The 15,443-nt window shown below is 69.2% G+C and carries 13 protein-coding genes; 4 read left to right on the top strand and 9 right to left on the bottom strand.

Translation table 11 applies throughout. From position 1 onward, the window contains the following. Nucleotides 1–27: 27 nt before the first annotated feature. The 7 genes from BM127_RS05850 to BM127_RS05820 form a co-directional block, all read right to left on the bottom strand. A complete protein-coding gene (locus BM127_RS05850) occupies nt 28–1,938 on the bottom strand; it encodes a type II secretion system F family protein (RefSeq protein WP_091195856.1) in 1,911 nt (636 codons plus the stop codon). Next, nucleotides 1,935–3,341: a TadA family conjugal transfer-associated ATPase gene (locus tag BM127_RS05845; RefSeq protein ID WP_091195853.1), complete on the bottom strand. Its 1,407-nt coding sequence runs from the start codon at nt 3,339–3,341 to the stop codon at nt 1,935–1,937. The genes BM127_RS05850 and BM127_RS05845 overlap by 4 nt, the downstream gene beginning before the upstream one ends. Nucleotide 3,342: 1 nt before the next feature. Continuing rightward, nucleotides 3,343–4,524, bottom strand: a complete 1,182-nt coding sequence (locus BM127_RS05840; protein WP_157829514.1) for a CpaE/TadZ family protein — start codon at nt 4,522–4,524, stop codon at nt 3,343–3,345. 77 nt (nt 4,525–4,601) lie between these two features. Continuing rightward, nucleotides 4,602–5,387 (bottom strand): Flp pilus assembly protein CpaB, encoded by a 786-nt coding sequence (cpaB, locus tag BM127_RS05835; RefSeq protein ID WP_091195849.1) that lies wholly within the window; start codon nt 5,385–5,387, stop codon nt 4,602–4,604. Nucleotides 5,388–5,445: 58 nt separating this feature from the next. Beyond that, on the bottom strand, nt 5,446–7,134 hold the full coding sequence (locus BM127_RS05830; protein WP_198554204.1) for a pilus assembly protein TadG-related protein: 1,689 nt from the start codon (nt 7,132–7,134) through the stop codon (nt 5,446–5,448). After that, complete coding sequence (locus BM127_RS05825) at nt 7,125–7,556, bottom strand: TadE/TadG family type IV pilus assembly protein (protein ID WP_091195847.1); 432 nt, start codon at nt 7,554–7,556, stop codon at nt 7,125–7,127. Before BM127_RS05825 ends, BM127_RS05830 begins: the two co-directional genes overlap by 10 nt. 201 nt (nt 7,557–7,757) lie before the next feature. Continuing rightward, a complete protein-coding gene (locus BM127_RS05820) occupies nt 7,758–9,554 on the bottom strand; it encodes an AMP-dependent synthetase/ligase (protein ID WP_091195844.1) in 1,797 nt (598 codons plus the stop codon). A 95-nt stretch (nt 9,555–9,649) separates the two neighbouring features. Between BM127_RS05820 and BM127_RS05815 the strand changes: the two genes are divergently transcribed. From BM127_RS05815 to BM127_RS05800, 4 genes are read left to right on the top strand one after another with little or no spacing between them, the layout of a single operon-like run. Beyond that, complete coding sequence (locus tag BM127_RS05815; protein ID WP_091195842.1) at nt 9,650–10,087, top strand: SRPBCC family protein; 438 nt, start codon at nt 9,650–9,652, stop codon at nt 10,085–10,087. A 14-nt stretch (nt 10,088–10,101) separates the two neighbouring features. After that, the gene (locus BM127_RS05810; RefSeq protein WP_091195839.1) at nt 10,102–11,307 is read left to right on the top strand and encodes an ArsA family ATPase; all 1,206 of its coding nucleotides are present in this window, start codon (nt 10,102–10,104) and stop codon (nt 11,305–11,307) included. Further along, complete coding sequence (locus BM127_RS05805; protein ID WP_091195836.1) at nt 11,304–11,687, top strand: hypothetical protein; 384 nt, start codon at nt 11,304–11,306, stop codon at nt 11,685–11,687. The genes BM127_RS05810 and BM127_RS05805 overlap by 4 nt, the downstream gene beginning before the upstream one ends. After that, the gene (locus BM127_RS05800; RefSeq protein WP_231263278.1) at nt 11,684–12,688 is read left to right on the top strand and encodes an ROK family protein; all 1,005 of its coding nucleotides are present in this window, start codon (nt 11,684–11,686) and stop codon (nt 12,686–12,688) included. Before BM127_RS05805 ends, BM127_RS05800 begins: the two co-directional genes overlap by 4 nt. Here BM127_RS05800 and BM127_RS05795 read toward each other — a convergent pair. Both BM127_RS05795 and BM127_RS05790 read right to left on the bottom strand, forming a co-directional pair. Next, nucleotides 12,632–14,026 (bottom strand): hypothetical protein, encoded by a 1,395-nt coding sequence (locus BM127_RS05795; protein ID WP_091195834.1) that lies wholly within the window; start codon nt 14,024–14,026, stop codon nt 12,632–12,634. The genes BM127_RS05800 and BM127_RS05795 overlap by 57 nt on opposite strands. Before the next feature lie 95 nt (nt 14,027–14,121). Then, entirely contained in the window at nt 14,122–15,363 is a 1,242-nt protein-coding gene (locus BM127_RS05790; RefSeq protein WP_231263277.1) for an ornithine cyclodeaminase, nickel-pincer nucleotide-dependent, read from the bottom strand. Nucleotides 15,364–15,443 lie beyond the last annotated feature (80 nt).

The raw sequence follows: 15,443 nt of genomic DNA, 5'->3' as shown, positions 1-15,443 counted from the left end.
CGGCTCCCAGCAACAACAACATGTCGGTCACACCTTGATCTTGGTGAGTCGGGACATCACGAAACTACCGCCTGCCAGCATCATGATGGCGATACCCAGCAGCAGGTATCCGCTGCCTGTTGTGTAGAGAGGCTCGACGAAGTCGCCCCGGAAGACCAGCATGTAGCAGAAGAGGGCGATCGGCATCGCGGTCAGCACATAGCCGGAGAACCGACCTTCGGCGCTGAGCACGCGCACCTGCCGGCGCAGGTACTCCCGGTCGCGGAGGGTGTCGGAGACCGTGTTGAGGAGCTCGGCGAGGTTGCCTCCCACCTCGCGCTGGATGCGGATAGCCATGACCACCCAGCCGAAGTCCTCCGACTCCATGCGCTCGGCCACGTTGTCGAGGGTCTCCTCGATGGGGATGCCGAGGCGCTGCTCGATGAGCGCTCGCCCGAGCTCTCCCGCCATCGGCTGGTGACCCTCGCGGACGACTGTGTCAACGGCCTGCGGAAGGGACAGTCCTGCCGACAGGCCGCCTGCCATCAGCGTCAGGGTCTCGGCCAGCTGCGCGTTGAATGCGGCGAGTCGCTTCGCGTGCTTGCGCTTGAGCCAGAACCACGGCAGCACGAGGCCGACGATGAACAGGATGACCATGAGCGCGCCACCCTTGAGGATCAGACCCGCAAATCCTGCGCCGAACGCGATGGCTGCGTGCAGCAACAGCCACTCTGCGGGCTTGAGGGAGCTTCCCGCGCCCGCCAGTCTCTTGGTCAGGCGGTCCTCGAAGTCACCCTTGACCATCTGGCCGGCAATACCCACAGCCGCGTCCCTCAGGCTGCCCTGGGCCTTGGGCTGGTTGCGTCGTCCGCCCTTCGCCTTGGCTCCGTCGGCGCTGTTGGCGAAGTAGTTGTTGAGTCGCTGGTCGCTCAGCGACCTGCTGCTTCCTCCGCCGAGCGCGAAGGCCAGCACTCCGGCGAGACCGAGCCCGAACGCCAGCAGCCCGAGCAACAGGCCGCTGCGCCCGATCATCGGACTCCCGGGCTCGATCACCTCCAGCCCGGCCGCCGACCCCGACTCCGAGCTGGCAAGGGACACGAAGGCGGAATCGGTGAAGGTGGACCCGCCGGCGGACAACGAGGCCTCGACGGTCTGCTCACCCGAGACGCCCTCAGGCAGGTCAAAGGTCACCACGACCTGGGACGCGAGCGCCTCTGCCTGGGCGGAGAACACGTCGCTGAGCGCTGCAGGGTCCGCCGGGATGACCCGGCCGCCCGCGGCGGAGGCGAGTCCGTCGAGGGTGGCCTGCTGCTCGGCGGACTGCGCCAGTGCGACCACGTCGACGACGACGCCGGCGTCGGTGGCCTGGGTCGACAGCTCGTCGATCGTGGTGGCGCTGCCGGTGTCAGCGCCGTCGGAGAGCACGAGGAGGGAGCGCGCGCCCTCATCACCGGCGAGGTCGGCACCTGCCGCAACCGCGTCGTACAGCTTGGTCCCGGCCTTGAGCTCGACCTCGGCCAACGTGTCGATGATCGACTGGTGGTCAGTCGTGGGGGAGATGCTCTCCTGGACGGTGCCGGCGAAGGTGACGAGGCCGATCTGCACGTCTTCAGGAGCGGCCGTCAGGAACGCGTCGATCGCGCTGGTGGCAGCGGCGAGCTTCTCCCCGGACATGCTGTTGGAGGCGTCGAGGACGAGGATCGTCGTGCGCTCGACCGGGCCTCCCTCGACGCTCTCCGCCGAGGCATCGACGGTGTCTCCGTTGACCGTGACCTCGACGGTGTCGAGGTCGGCGGTGGCTCCGGCGGGAAGCTGGTCGACGCCGAGCAGGAGGGAGACCGTGCCACCCTCCGACTGCACGTGGTCGATGCTGATCTCGTCCGCCGCAAAGGCAGCCGGTCCGGTGCAGAGGGCACCGAGCGTCAGGGCGCAGGCAGCAATCGACGTGGCGATCCTCATCGCCCGGCTCCTGTGGCGAAGACGGCCGGGTCGACATGCACACCGTGGTCGGCAAGGTGCTCCAGGAAGCGTGGCCGGAGCCCGGTCGACACGAGACCCCCCTGGAACTTGCCCTCGTCGTTCATGCCGGCGGCGTAGTCGAAGAGGAACACGTCCTGCGTGGTGATGATGTCGCCCTCCATGCCGACGATCTCGGTGATCGCGGTGATGCGACGCGAACCGTCCTTCAGTCGCGTCTGCTGGATGATCAGGTCGACGGCGCTCGACACCTGCTCACGGATGGCGCGCACCGGCAGGTCCATGCCGGCCATCAGCACCATCGTCTCCAGACGGGCGAGCGCGTCACGCGGAGTGTTGGCGTGGAGCGTCGAGATCGACCCGTCGTGACCGGTGTTCATGGCCTGGAGCATGTCGAGCGCGGCGGCGTCACGGATCTCGCCGACGACGATGCGGTCGGGACGCATACGCAGCGAGTTCTTGACCAGGTCGCGGATGAGCACCGCTCCCTTGCCCTCGATGTTGGGCGGTCGGGACTCCAGACGGAGCACGTGGTCCTGACCGAGTCGCAGCTCGGCTGCATCCTCGATGGTGACGATGCGCTCGTCGTCGGGGATGAAGGAGGACAGGACGTTGAGCGTCGTGGTCTTGCCGGCACCCGTACCTCCCGACACCAGGATGTTGAGCCGACCCTTGACGCATGCCTCGAGCAGGCTGGCCGACATGGGCGTGAGGCTGCCGAAGTTGATCAGGTCCTGGACCGTGTAGGGGTCCTCGGAGAACTTGCGGATGGTGAGCTTGGACCCGTCCAGGGCGAGGGGCGGGATGATCGCGTTGACGCGGCTGCCGTCGGGCAGGCGTGCGTCCACCATCGGGCTCGCCTCGTCGACGCGACGTCCGATCTTGCCGACGATCTTGTCGATGGTGCGGCGCAGGTGTGCCTCGTCGGAGAAGGACGTGCCTGTCTTGACCAGCTTGCCGTTCCGCTCGACGTAGATCGAGTCGAAGGAATTGACCATCACCTCGGAGAGGTCACCGTCGCGCAGGAGCGGCTCCAGCGGGCCGTAGCCCAGGATGTCGTCGGAGATCTCCTGGGTGATCCGGGTGCGGTCAGCGCCCGACATCACCACCTCGGTGGCTGCGACTGCCCCTTGGAGCGCCAGGCGGACGTTGCTCTCGAGCTCGCTCTGCGTCATGTGGACGTCGTAGAGCTTGGGGCCGAGAGAGGCCACCAGCTGCGCGTGGACGACGCGCTTGACGTCCTCGAAGGGGTCGCGCGTGGGTGTCTTCTTGGCAGGCTTGGCGGCCGCCGCTGACGAGGCGGTCGCCGGCGACTTCTCCTGCGGCACCTCAGGCGCGTCGGATCGGGCTCGTTGGGCAGCAGCCAGTCTGTCGGTGAGACCCATGTCAGGCCTTCCTCAGTCGGAATCGGTTGGCGGAGGAGCGCGACTTGCCGTCCGCATCCGCGTCCGCCTCGGCGGCACGGGCAGCACCCGCGATCGAGTGGGCGAACGCCTTGATCGCCTTGCTGTTCGGATGGCCGGCGTAGGCACGCACCAGTGGTTCACCGCGGTTGACAGCGGTCAGCACCTCGCGGCTGGAGACCAGCGAGCAGTCGGCCTTCAGGCCCAGCGTCGACTCGTACTCGTCGACGGACAGGCCAACCTTGGCATCAGCCCGGTTGAGCACGAACCGCCACTTCTCACGGGGGAAGTTGAGCAGCTCGAGGGTCTGGGTCGCGAGCTTCAGGCCCTTGAGGGCAGGGATGTCGAGCGTGCCGACGAGGACCAGCGTGTCAGTGCGGTCGAGGGCGGTGAGCGCGTGGTCGTCGAACACGCCCGAGGTGTCCACGACGACGTAGTCGTAGACCCGCACGAGCAGGTCGAGCAGCGTGGCGATGTCCTCGTTGGTCGCCTGGTCGGGGGAGTCGAGGTGCACGGGCGCCGCCACGATGCTCAGTGTCTTGGAGTAGGGCGTGACAAGGGTCTCGATGGCCTCCACGTCGATGTCGCCGTGGAAGGCGGCGAGATCGTTGAGGGTCCGCATCGGGGTGAGCTGGAGCATGATCGCGATGTCGCCGTTGTTGACGTCGAGGTCGACGATGCACACCGAGCTGCCCGCGTCTGCGAGCGACACCGCGATGTTCGCCGCCATGAGGCTCTTGCCCACGCCACCCTTGGTGGAGAACACCGTGATCATCTGACCAGTGGGGCGCTCGGCCTCCACCCGCTCTGCGTCGGCCTGGGCCCGGGCCGCAGTGAGGGCCGCCGAGGCTGCAGCCTTGGCAGCTGCCTGGGCCTCGTCCTCGATCTGCTGGGAGATCGCCGAGGACACGGACCGGGCGCGACTCACCGCTGTCGTGAGACCGGCGAGGTCGCGCGACTCCACGACCTCGCGCATCCCGCTGCGCAGCGCGGTCGACAGTGCGCGAGCGTCCACCGTCTCCCGGAGCAGGATGACGCCGAGGTCGGGCTTGTGGACGCGAGCCCACTGGGCGAAGACCGCCGCGTCGTCGACCGGCACGGACGGGCCGATCACGACCGCGAACTCTTGGGGCGTTGCAGCGACGTGCTCGCTGAGGGCCTCCATGGACTCGAGAGGAACGGAGCCGTGGAGCATGGCTTGGAGCACGCTCAACCGAGACCGATCCGTCTCCACGATTGCGGTCATCCAGCGGTCCCCCTGAACGTCTCCGGAAGGATGTCGACCGGGTTGACTCCGGCCTTGTCCTGCGACTTGGTCTCGCTGCCGAGCAGGGCGAAGGTCAGCTCGAGGGTGCGGTCCGCCAGCACCAGCTGCTCGGCCTCCTCCTGCGTCACGGCGACCGTCAGGATGGTCCGCGCGACCTGCTCGGTGACCTGCGCGCCTTCCTCGCCCTCCGTGACCGTTCGCGACGTGACGGATGTCGTGCCGACACCGATCACGGGAATGCGCGGGAGGATGATCCGGGTGACCGAGGAAAGCGTCTGCTCGGTCCCGTCGGGGAGTCGGCGGATGGGGGAGGCGGCAGTACCGAAGATCGCCACCTCGGAGCCGGGGTTGACGAAGCCCGCCACGCGCTCGAAGTCGGTGAGCTCGACCGAGACGGCCATCTTGTCGTCCGGGATGACGAGGTTCTCGATGCTGCCCAGCGCCCCGAACCGGTCGGAGATGACCTGCTCGCCGGGGAACACGGTGCCGAGCGCGACGAGGTCGGCGATCGACTCGGTGCTGTCGAGGGCGCCGGCGACCATGTCCTCGCGCCGCACCTGCTTGGCCTCGAACTTGCCTGCCTCCTGGGCCGCGCTCACGGTCTCACCGGCTTCGATCACCGCGGTGGCGGTGAGGACCTCGACCAGCTCCTGGCCCTGGGTCGCGCGGTCGTCGATCCCCTTGACGTAGAGCACGATCATTGCGGTGCCGATGGCGGCGATGAGGACGGCTGCGATGAGCAGCGCGGAGCGGCGAGCCATGAAGTGGTTCCTTCACTCGAGAGTGGACTGGGAGATTCTGAAGAGGTGTCGGGCGGCTTCAGTCGACGAGGACGATGACCTTGGCGCCAGAGCCGCGGTAGGCCACCTCGTGACCCTCGGCGGTCGTGCCTGCAGGCAGCGCGTCGGGGTTGATGAACCAGATCTTCATCTCCCGCACCTTGGTGCCGGAGAGCGTCAGCCCGTTGGGGACCGTCACAGTGGCCCCCGAGGAGCCGCTCGTTCCCGAGGCAGGCTGGTCGGTGATGAAGCCGGGCTTGAAGCCCTGGATGGAGACGTCCTTCTTGCCGCTCGGCGGCGAGGTGATGAGCGGCACCCAGACGAAGCGGGGCGACTGGAAGATGGCGGGGCTGATGACGGGTTCACCGGTGTACGTCGCCTTGGTGACGTCACCGACGCGGATGCTGGGGTTGGTGAAGAAGCAGCTCAGCACGTCGTCGTTGAGGCTGTGGCCGGACACGGTCACGTTGGCGCGTGTGCAGGGCGAGGTGGGCGGCTTCTTGAGACGTCCGGGGTAGCCGCTGATGCCGGTGATCATGCCCTCCTCGAGGGCATTGGCCGGCAGCCCTGTGTCGGTCTCGACGCAGTTCTGGCCGTCGATGGGCGCCTGGATCGCGCCGGTCACGCCGTTGCAGAGGTTGGGAGCCAGCGGTGCGTTGGGCATGGTGCCGAGCTCGTGGTCGACGCCCAGGGCGGTGTTGAGGGCGATCAACGAGCTGGGGGTGACGGTCGGGGTGCGCTCGATGGCGAGTGAACCGAAGTTGCCGGTCACGCTGTCGAGGCAGTACAGCTTCTCGTCGCCGACGGTGAACTTCTTCACACCGGTGGTCGCGTTGCCGTCGTTGGTCGACCAGAGCCCGCCCTTGAGCACCCGTACGTACCAGATGTCAGGGAAGTCAGTCACGCCCACCGGCACCGGGGCGACCGTGATCTGGGTCGCGGAGTTGATGGTGGCACCGCTGCCGACGGCCACCTGGAAGTGGTCGCCCGACGCGGTGGTGAAGCCCACCGCGGTGACGGGTGTGGGCGTGTTGAAGTTGGTTCCGGTGATGACGAGAGACGGCACCGCCGTCCCGGTGGGCGTCGACGCCACGGACAGTGCAGTCAGGTTCGAGCTGTTGAGCGGAGAGCTGAACGGAGTGAGTGGGATCACCGGCGGCGCGGAGTGACCGCTGCTGTCGGTGGAGAGCACCTGGAGGCCGTTGCTGCACGACGGTGTCGCGTAGAAGGGCAGCGTGCCGAGGCGGGGGGAGCGGATCTCCGCCGCCGCGTGGGCAGGGACGTTGATGGTGGTCTCGTCAGTGACAGCCTTGGCCAGGCCGAGGTTGACCTTGGCTGTGGGGGCGTACAGGTCCACGCGCCACTTGTTGCAGTTCATGAAGCCGTTGCCGTCCTTGGCGGTTCCGGCCAGGTTGATGTCGCCGAGGACCTTGGGGTCACCGCCCTGGTCGATCCAGTTGTCGATCAGGTACTGCTTCGCCGCGGTGATGGCACCGGCCGTGCAGACGGTCGTGCCGTCGAGCTCGGCGGCGGCGGCGAGGACTGCCTGGTCGACCGCGCTCTGGAGGGACGCGCGCTTGGCGTAGACCTGGCCGACGTCGATCGCCACGGCCGCCATGCCGAGGATGACCATGGACATCAGCGCGACCATCACCGCGATGGCGCCCGACTCGTCGCGTCGGCGACTGGCGATCGGCTTCTGGAAGCTGCGCAGCGTGATCACGGGCACCCCTGGACGTCCTCGACGCGCGCGGTGGCGGTCTTGGTGATGTTGGCGTTGTAGTCCCAACCGGGCACGAGGTTGAAGCCGAGCGCCTTCGCCTTCATCTTCACCGTGACGGTGACCTGGTCACCGGGTTCACGCCCTGTGGCGATGTTGCCGGCTCCCTTGACGAAGGCTGCCGTGGCAGTGACGGACCCTGTGCGAGCGGCAGGCGAGACGGCCGTGAGCACCTTCGCGGAGTTCGTCGTCGCACACGGGTTGACGGCCCAGGCGCGGGCGCCCTCGCGGGCGCCGTTCGATGCGGCCTGGAACGCCCACAGGTAGATCGCGAACTGGAAGATCACTCCGACCAGGGTCATCAGGATGAGGGAGACCAGGGCGAACTCGACCGCCGCGGCACCCCGCTCACGGTTCTTGCGTCGTCGCATCACTGACACCCCTCTCGCCGGACCGTCTGGAGGACCCGATTCCTCGCAGCGACACGAATTTAGGGCGTCGCCTGTGGCACCGGGGGCTAAACCGGTCAAACCACCCGAAGGTGGCCCAGGGGTAGTCCGAAGTGACTAGTCAGACCTAGTCATTGTCTAGTCCGGCATGGTTCGGCCAGCACCACCGCGCAGCGACACGCGTCAGCCGAGGTAGAGCGCCTCGATCTCGCCGCGGGCCTCGCGGACCACCACGTTGCGCTTGAGCTTGAGGCTCGGGGTGAGCTGCCCACCCTCCTCGGTCCACTCGCCGGGAAGGATGGTGAACTTGCGGATCGCCTCCGCCTTGGACACGGCCTTGTTGGCGTCGTCGACAGCCCCTTGGACGGCCGCCACGAGGTCCGGGTCCTCCAGGAGGTCGGCGACGTGGGAGGACTTGCCGTGCTGCTCGGCCCAGGCGGGGAAGGTGTCGCGGTCGATCGTCACGAGGGCGCCGATGAAGGGCTGCCCGTCGCCGACGACGAGGCACTGGTCGACGAGGGCGTGGGCCCGCAGGCGGTCCTCGAGCACGGCCGGAGCGACGTTCTTGCCTCCGGCCGTCACGATGATCTCCTTCTTGCGTCCGGTGATCCGGACGAAGCCCTCGTCGTCGACCTCGCCGACGTCGCCGGTGTGGAACCAGCCGTCGCGGTCCAGCGCCTCGCTGGTCGCGGCCTCGTTGGCCCAGTAGCCCGCGAAGACCTGTCCACCTCGGAAGAGCAGCTCGCCGTCGTCACCCACGCGCACGCTCGTGCCCGGCAGCGGGCGCCCCACGGTCCCGACCTTCTGCGCGTCGGGGAGGTTGACGGTGAGGGCGGCCGTGGTCTCGGTGAGGCCGTAGCCCTCGAGCACCTTGAGGCCGATCCCGCGGTAGAAGTGGCCGAGCCGCTCGCCCAGGGGAGCGCCGCCGGAGATGGCGTAGGCACAGGACCCGCCGAGGGCCTGGCGCAGCTTGCCGTAGACGAGCCTGTCGAAGAGGGCGTGCTGGGCGCGCAGCCGCACCGGCACGCGCTTGCCGTCGAGCGCCCGCGACCAGGCGATCGCCACGTCGGCCGCGCGGTCGAAGATCGTGCCGCGGCCGTCGGCGGTGGCACGCTGCGAGGCGGTGTTGAAGACCTTCTCGAAGACGCGCGGGACGGCGAGGATGAACGTCGGCCTGAACTCGCCGAGGTCGGCGACGAGGTTCTTGATGTCGGCGCTGTGCCCCATCTTCGTACGGCTCTTCACCGCGCCGACCTGGATGATCCGGGCGAAGACGTGCGCGAGCGGCAGGAAGAGGAGCGTCGAGGCGCCCTCGGTGTCGAAGAGCTCGCTGAGCTCGTCCACGGCGACGCCGAGCTCGAACATGAAGTTGCCGTGGGTCAGCATGCAGCCCTTGGGCTTGCCGGTGGTGCCGCTCGTGTAGATGAGGGTGGCGAGGTCCAGGGGCGTCGCCGTCGTACGCCGCTCCTCGAGGACGGCGTCGGAGATGTCGGACCCGAGGCGGCCGAGCACGTCGACGGCGTTGTCCTGGATCGACCACACGTGCTGGAGCTCGGCAAGGTCACCGGACTCCCGAGCCTCCCGCACCCGGGCCAGGTGGTCCGCACCCTCGGCCACGACCGCGCGCGCATCCGAGTCCTGGAGGATCCAGCCGATCTGCTCGGCCGACGAGGTCTCGTAGATCGGCACGGTCACGGCGCCGGCGAACCAGATCGCGTAGTCGAAGAGGGTCCACTCGTAGCGCGTCTTGGACAACAGCGCGACGCGGTCGCCGGTTGCGACGCCGGCCGCGATCAGGCCCTTGGCGACAGCGCGCACCTGGTCGTGGAACTCCGCGGCTGTGACGTCCACCCAGCCGTCCGGCGTGCGGCGGCTGAAGACGGCGGTGGAGCCGGCCTCACGGGCGTTGTCGACGACGTCGTCGGTGAGGTTCCCGGTGGTGGGGACGGCGATCGAGAGCGGCGTCGAGAACTCGCGCACGGTGGAACCTCCTGCTCGTGGTCACTGCATGGCGCACGTTATCGCTCGGGTCCGGGCACCGGGCACGCCCGGGTCGGTGGGCTAGGCTCCGGCGCATGGCCGAACAGACCTCCTCGTCGATCACGATCGACGCCCCGCCGGCCGATGTCATGGCCGTCATCGCCGACTTCGAGTCCTACCCCGAGTGGGCCAAGGGAGTGCAGAAGGCGGAGGTCACCGCGGCCGGATCCGGCGGCCGGGCCGACCAGGTCTACTTCGCGCTCGACGTCTCGCCGATCAAGGACGAGTACACGCTGGCCTACGACTGGGACGGCGACCGTGAGGTCACCTGGACCCTCGTCGAGGGCAACATGCTCCGCATGCTCGACGGGGCGTACACCTTGGTGGACCGGGGCGACGGCAGCACCGAGGTGACCTATCGCCTCGCCCTCGACGTGAGCATCCCGCTCATCGGCATGCTCAAGCGCAAGGGCGAGAAGATCCTCATCGACACCGCGCTGAAGGGTCTCAAGAAGCGCGTCGAGTCGCTCTGACGTCCGGGTCCGGGATGCGGATCCTCCTCTTCACCGGCAAGGGCGGCGTCGGCAAGTCCACGCTCGCTGCGGCGACGGCCTGTGCCAGCGCCGCAGCCGGCCACCGCACCCTGGTCCTCTCCACCGACGCGGCGCACTCCCTGGCCGACGCGCTCGACGTGCCGGCCACCGGCGAGCCCAGCGAGGTGGCGTCGAACCTGTGGGTCCAGCACGTGGATGCCCAGGAGCGCTTCGAGCGCTCGTGGCGCGACATCCAGGGCTACCTGATGAGCGTGCTCGACGTCGCCGGGATCGACCCCGTCACCGCCGAGGAGCTCACCGTCATCCCCGGCGCGGAGGAGGTGCTCGCCCTCCTCGAGGTCCGCGCCCAGGCGAGGTCGGGGGAGTGGGACGTGCTCGTCGTCGACTGCGCGCCCACCGCCGAGACGCTGCGGCTGCTCGCCCTGCCCGAGGCCCTCGGGTGGTACATGACGCGCGTCCTGCCGATGGAACGCCGGGTGGTGAAGGCACTCAAGCCGGTGCTCACGAGGGCCGCAGGGGTGCCGATGCCGGACGACTCGGTGTTCGACGCCATCGAGCGGCTGCATGCCGAGCTCGACGACGTACGGACCGTGCTGACCGGACCCGAGACCTCGGTCCGACTCGTGCTCACGCCCGAGTCGGTGGTGCTGGCGGAGGCACGACGGGCCTACACCTTCCTCACGCTCTTCGGCTACACCGTGGACGCGGCGATCGTGAACCGGGTCTTCCCGGACGGTGGCGCCGACGCGTGGCGTACGACGTGGGTCGAGGCGCAGACGCGTGTCCTGGCGGACGCCGCTGACTCCTTCGCGGGGCTGGACCTGCGGACGTCGGTCTACCGCGCCTCCGAACCGGTCGGTCACGAGGAGCTGCTCGACCTGGCGCGGACGGTGTACGCCGATGTCGACCCGCTGGCCCCCGGCCCCGCCCGCCCGCCGATGAGCGTGCAGGCCACGACGAGCGGCCACGTGCTGTCGCTGCCCCTGCCGCTGGCGGACCAGGACGACGTACGCCTGGCGCGCAAGGGCGACGAGCTCGTGGTGTCGGTCGCGTCGTATCGTCGCCTCGTGACGCTGCCCTCCGGGCTGGCACGTCACCGCGTGGCGGGAGCCCGCGTGCACGACGGGGAGCTGCAGGTCAGGTTCTCCGACCCTTCCACCGAACCCACGACCGACACGGCTGACGAGGAGACGACGTGAGCGACGCAGGTGACGCCCACGACGTCGGCTCGCTCGGCGACGAGGCGGCCAAGCTCCTCGGCGCACTCTCGGGCTGGGCACGCGAGCACGCCGGCGAGGCCAGCGACGGTCTGTCCGGGTTCGCGGCCCACGCCGCGGCGTCGGCGCACGACCTGAACGAGCACCTGGCGACCGGGTCGACCGAGTGCACGGTCTGCCCTGTCTGCCGGACGGTCCACGCGGTCCGCCAGCTCAGCCCTGAGGTCAAGGCGCACCTGGCCACCGCCATGACGTCGCTGGCGCAGGCCGCCGCGGCGGTCATGGCGACCCCGACGCAGCGCGAGGACCGGGGCGGCGTCGAGCACATCGACCTCGGCGACGACTGGCCCGAGGACGAGTGAGCGCCGACCTGCCCGGCGTCGTGGTGGGCGTCGACATCGGCGGCACCAAGGTCCTGGCCGGGGTGGTCGACGAGGCCGGACAGGTGTCCAGCACCGCGCTCCGGACCACCCCCGGCCGACGAGTGGTGACGGCCCAGGTGGAGGACGCCCTGGTGGAGGCGATCCTCGAGTCCGCCGCCGGACAGGCGCTGTCGGGTGTCGGCGTGGCGGCTGCCGGCTTCGTCGACTCCCGGGGCGAGCGGGTGATGTTCGCTCCGCACCTGCCGTGGCAGGGGGAGCCCCTGCGCGACCTGCTGCAGGAGCGACTGGGATGCCCCGTTGCGCTCGACAACGACGCCAACTGCGCGGCACGCGCCGAGGCACACCACGGCGCGGCACGGGGCACGATCTCGGCACTCATGATCACGATGGGCACCGGCATCGGCGGCGCGGTCCTGCTCGAGGGGCACGTGCTGCGCGGCGCCAACGGGATGGCCGGTGAGTTCGGGCACATGCAGGTCGTGCCGGACGGCCAGTCCTGCGAGTGCGGGCGTCGCGGGTGCTGGGAGCAGTACTCGTCCGGCAACGCCCTGGTCCGCAACGCCCGGACCCTGATGGGCGAACAACCGTCTGTGCTGGAGGAGATGACCGGCGGACACCCGGATCGCGTCACCGGGCCCATGGTCACGGCAGCAGCCGAGCAGGGCGACCTGGTCGCGCGTCGCGCGTTCGCGTCGGTGGGGGACTGGCTCGGGGTCGGCACGGCCAACCTCGTCGCCGCGCTCGACCCCGAGGTGGTGGTCATCGGCGGTGGCGTCTCGGCCGCCGGTGACCGGTTGCTGGAGCCGGCCCGAGCGGCACTGCAACGCACCCTCGTCGGCGCCGCCCATCGGGTCGTGCCCGACCTGGTCGCGGCGCAGCTGGGGCCGCAGGCCGGGATGATCGGCGCGGCGCTGCTGGTGACGTCAGCCCTGGGGGCAGAACGGCGCGTCAGTGGTGGGGACGGGCCGCAGGAGGAATAGCCGGTACTGCCACGCAGGAAGTGGCTCCAGCTCTCTCTGGCCCTCCTCGGGGCCGAAGACGATCGTCTCGCCGTGCAGGACGCCGGTGACCTCGAACCCCGGGCGGTCCATGGCGATCCGGCGCAACGCGACGAGAGGGACGGCGAGGTCGTTGTCCGCCCCCGCCTGGAGCTCGGCGTCCGTCGAGGACAGCAGGGTCACCATGTCGTCCTGCCAGTCCGTCAGCCGCCATGACGGCATGAACAGGTGGTTGGGGTTCGGGGACTCCGTGCGCAGGTTGGAGAACATCGTGTTCACGCCAGTGGTGCGCAGGCCGAGGTAGGGGTTCAACGCCCAGACGAGCGCAAGCAGCAGGACGGGTAGGTGAAGCAGCTGGACGCGACCGAGCCGGGCTCGCGGACGACCGCTGGCTCGCTGGTCGCGCACCGCCAGGGCGGTGGCCACGAGGAGGGGAACGAAGTAGAACTGCTCCAGGACGTAGAGCGTGGCGACCGGCACGGGCCCGAGGAAGTGTCCTCCGAAGCCGAGGAAGACGAAGGCGATGGCAACCGTGACGGGGGGCCGACGACGCGCGTCACGCACGACAGCCGACCGCCTCGCCCACGACGAGGTTCGGTCCAGGACCCCTCCGACGACCTCGGGGCGGAGGAAGAGGAAGAACAGCGCGTAGACCGTGGACGTGTAGTCGCCGACAGCGATGATCGGGCTCGCGCTGAGGGAGAAGTGAAAAGCCAGACCGAGCAGCACACCGCCGGAGCGCGTACGGGGAATCGCGAGGAGCAGGAAGATCATGCTCTCGGTGACGACCGTCCCGTAGTTGAAGAGGTGGCTCTCGGCCAACGGGGCGGTGAGGCCGAAGGAGATGATCCCCGCGATGGCGTTCGCGCAGCTGGTCACCGGATCGAGGAACGTGACGTTCCACTTCGACAGGGCGGCAGCACCGTAGGCGATCAGGAGGATGACCCTGATGGCCGGGAACGCCTGAGGGAGCCGGTGCAGGGACGTGGACCGACCGGCGACCATGGTGAGCAGGATCGTCAGGTTGACCAGCGCCACGAGCGCCCAGTGGTCGGGGCTGAACGGCATCTCGATCGTGTGCTCGACGAGCTGCGCGACGAGGAGCGCGGCGAAGAGGCGGCCCGACTCCGGCCGGAGCAGCACGACGAGGGCGAGCGCGACGACCGAGATGTTCCAGGGCGTGTCCAGCGCGTTCCGCTCGGCGATCAGGAGATGGAGGATGTGCGCGATCGCCCACATGCGGACGAACAGCAGCGTCGCCCGACGTGCGGGCTCGACGTCCACGTCGGACTGCGTGGCCTTGTCGAGCTCGCTTGTCATGCCCCATCCCGGTTTCTCGCGAGCGGGCTCTGAGAGGGCCCGGACACTCGCCCGAGCGAGGCTAGTCATTCGTGGCCGATTCCGTGGGCGAAACGTCAGGTCCGGCGGTAGTCCGGCACGAGCTCCAGCGCGAGCTGCTCGAGGAAGAGTCCGACGTCGGTGACGATGCCGCGGCCCTGGTTGGAGCCGCGGTCGGCGATCTTGGTGACCGTGGTCGGGTTGATGTCCACGCAGACGAGCGGCACGGTCGCGGGCAGGATGTTGGCCGTCGCGACCGAGTTGAGCTGGGTGGCCATCATCAGGCAGTAGCCGACGTCCCGGATCTCGGCGCGCATCGCGCGCTGGCCCTCCAGCACGTCGGTGTAGACGTCCGGGAGCGGCCCGTCGTCGCGCACGGAGCCGACCAGCACGAAGCGCTTCTCGTGGGTGACGAGCGCGTGCATGATGCCGCTGGTCACGACCCCGTCGGCGACAGCAGCGGCGATGGAGCCCGACTTGCGGACCGTGTTGAGGGCGCGCACGTGGTGCTCGTGGCCGTGCTCGACGCCGTGCGCCATGCTCAGGTCGACGCCCAGGCTGGCGCCGTACAGCGAGGCCTCGATGTCGTGCGTGGCCAGGGCGTTGCCGGCGAAGAGGATGTCGACGAAGCCGCACGCGATCAGGGAGACCAGGGCTGGGGCTGCTCCGGTGTGGACCACGCCGGGGCCGGCCACCCAGAGCAGACGCTTGCCGTCTGCCTTGGCCTGGCGCATGCCGTCCGCCACCTGCCTCACGACCACGGCCTGGGGCTTCTCCCACGGCGCAGAGTCGTCGGCACGGCCGAACGAGTCGGCAGACCCCCTCGGCGAGGGGACGGACACCTGGATCCCGGAGGCCCCCACCACGATCCGCATGCCGGCGGTCACGTCCGACATGGGCACGGTGCGGACCCGGGTGGCGCCATCGGATGTCGAGCCCACGACGAGGCCGCAGTCCATCTCGGGGTTCTCCACGTCGTACCAGGTGCCCTCGATGCACACGCGCGTCTGGAGGTTGGTCGTGGAGTAGAAGCCATCGGGCAGCACGCCGTCCAGCTCGGCGGTGCCGGTGACGGCCTCGCCGGGGACGAGCTGGTTGACCCCGCGGGTCTGCAGGCGCATCAGGAGGCGCTGGAGGGACGCATCGTCGTCGGACTCGACGGTGATCCTTGCGCTGCTGGGATCGTGGGCCTCGTGCCCGACGTCGAACGTGTCGATGACGTAGTCGCCGCCGTAGTCGCGGATGTCGTCGAGGATCCGCGACAGGATGCCGCTGTCCATCAGGTGTCCCGTGACCTGGACCGTTACTCGTGCCCCCACGCGCCGACAGTAGCCGTCAGCACTGGCGGCTCAGCCGGCGCCCTGAGGGGCGACCGTGTCCAGGGGCCGTCGGTGGACGG

The organism is Nocardioides alpinus, assembly GCF_900112035.1.
Lineage (GTDB): Bacteria > Actinomycetota > Actinomycetes > Propionibacteriales > Nocardioidaceae > Nocardioides > Nocardioides alpinus.
The sequence above is the reverse complement of the archived record's forward strand: the minus strand, read 5'-3'. Positions and strand labels throughout refer to the sequence as shown.

What these genes read in the sequence shown, in the direction of transcription:
- BM127_RS05850 (WP_091195856.1), bottom strand. Translation starts at nt 1,938, where the DNA reads ATGAGGATCGCCACGTCGATTGCTGCCTGCGCCCTGACGCTCGGTGCC.
- BM127_RS05810 (WP_091195839.1), top strand. Translation starts at nt 10,102, where the DNA reads ATGCGGATCCTCCTCTTCACCGGCAAGGGCGGCGTCGGCAAGTCCACG.
- BM127_RS05840 (WP_157829514.1), bottom strand. Translation starts at nt 4,524, where the DNA reads ATGGAGGCCCTCAGCGAGCACGTCGCTGCAACGCCCCAAGAGTTCGCG.
- BM127_RS05795 (WP_091195834.1), bottom strand. Translation starts at nt 14,026, where the DNA reads ATGACAAGCGAGCTCGACAAGGCCACGCAGTCCGACGTGGACGTCGAG.
- BM127_RS05845 (WP_091195853.1), bottom strand. Translation starts at nt 3,341, where the DNA reads ATGGGTCTCACCGACAGACTGGCTGCTGCCCAACGAGCCCGATCCGAC.
- BM127_RS05815 (WP_091195842.1), top strand. Translation starts at nt 9,650, where the DNA reads ATGGCCGAACAGACCTCCTCGTCGATCACGATCGACGCCCCGCCGGCC.
- cpaB (WP_091195849.1), bottom strand. Translation starts at nt 5,387, where the DNA reads ATGGCTCGCCGCTCCGCGCTGCTCATCGCAGCCGTCCTCATCGCCGCC.
- BM127_RS05825 (WP_091195847.1), bottom strand. Translation starts at nt 7,556, where the DNA reads ATGCGACGACGCAAGAACCGTGAGCGGGGTGCCGCGGCGGTCGAGTTC.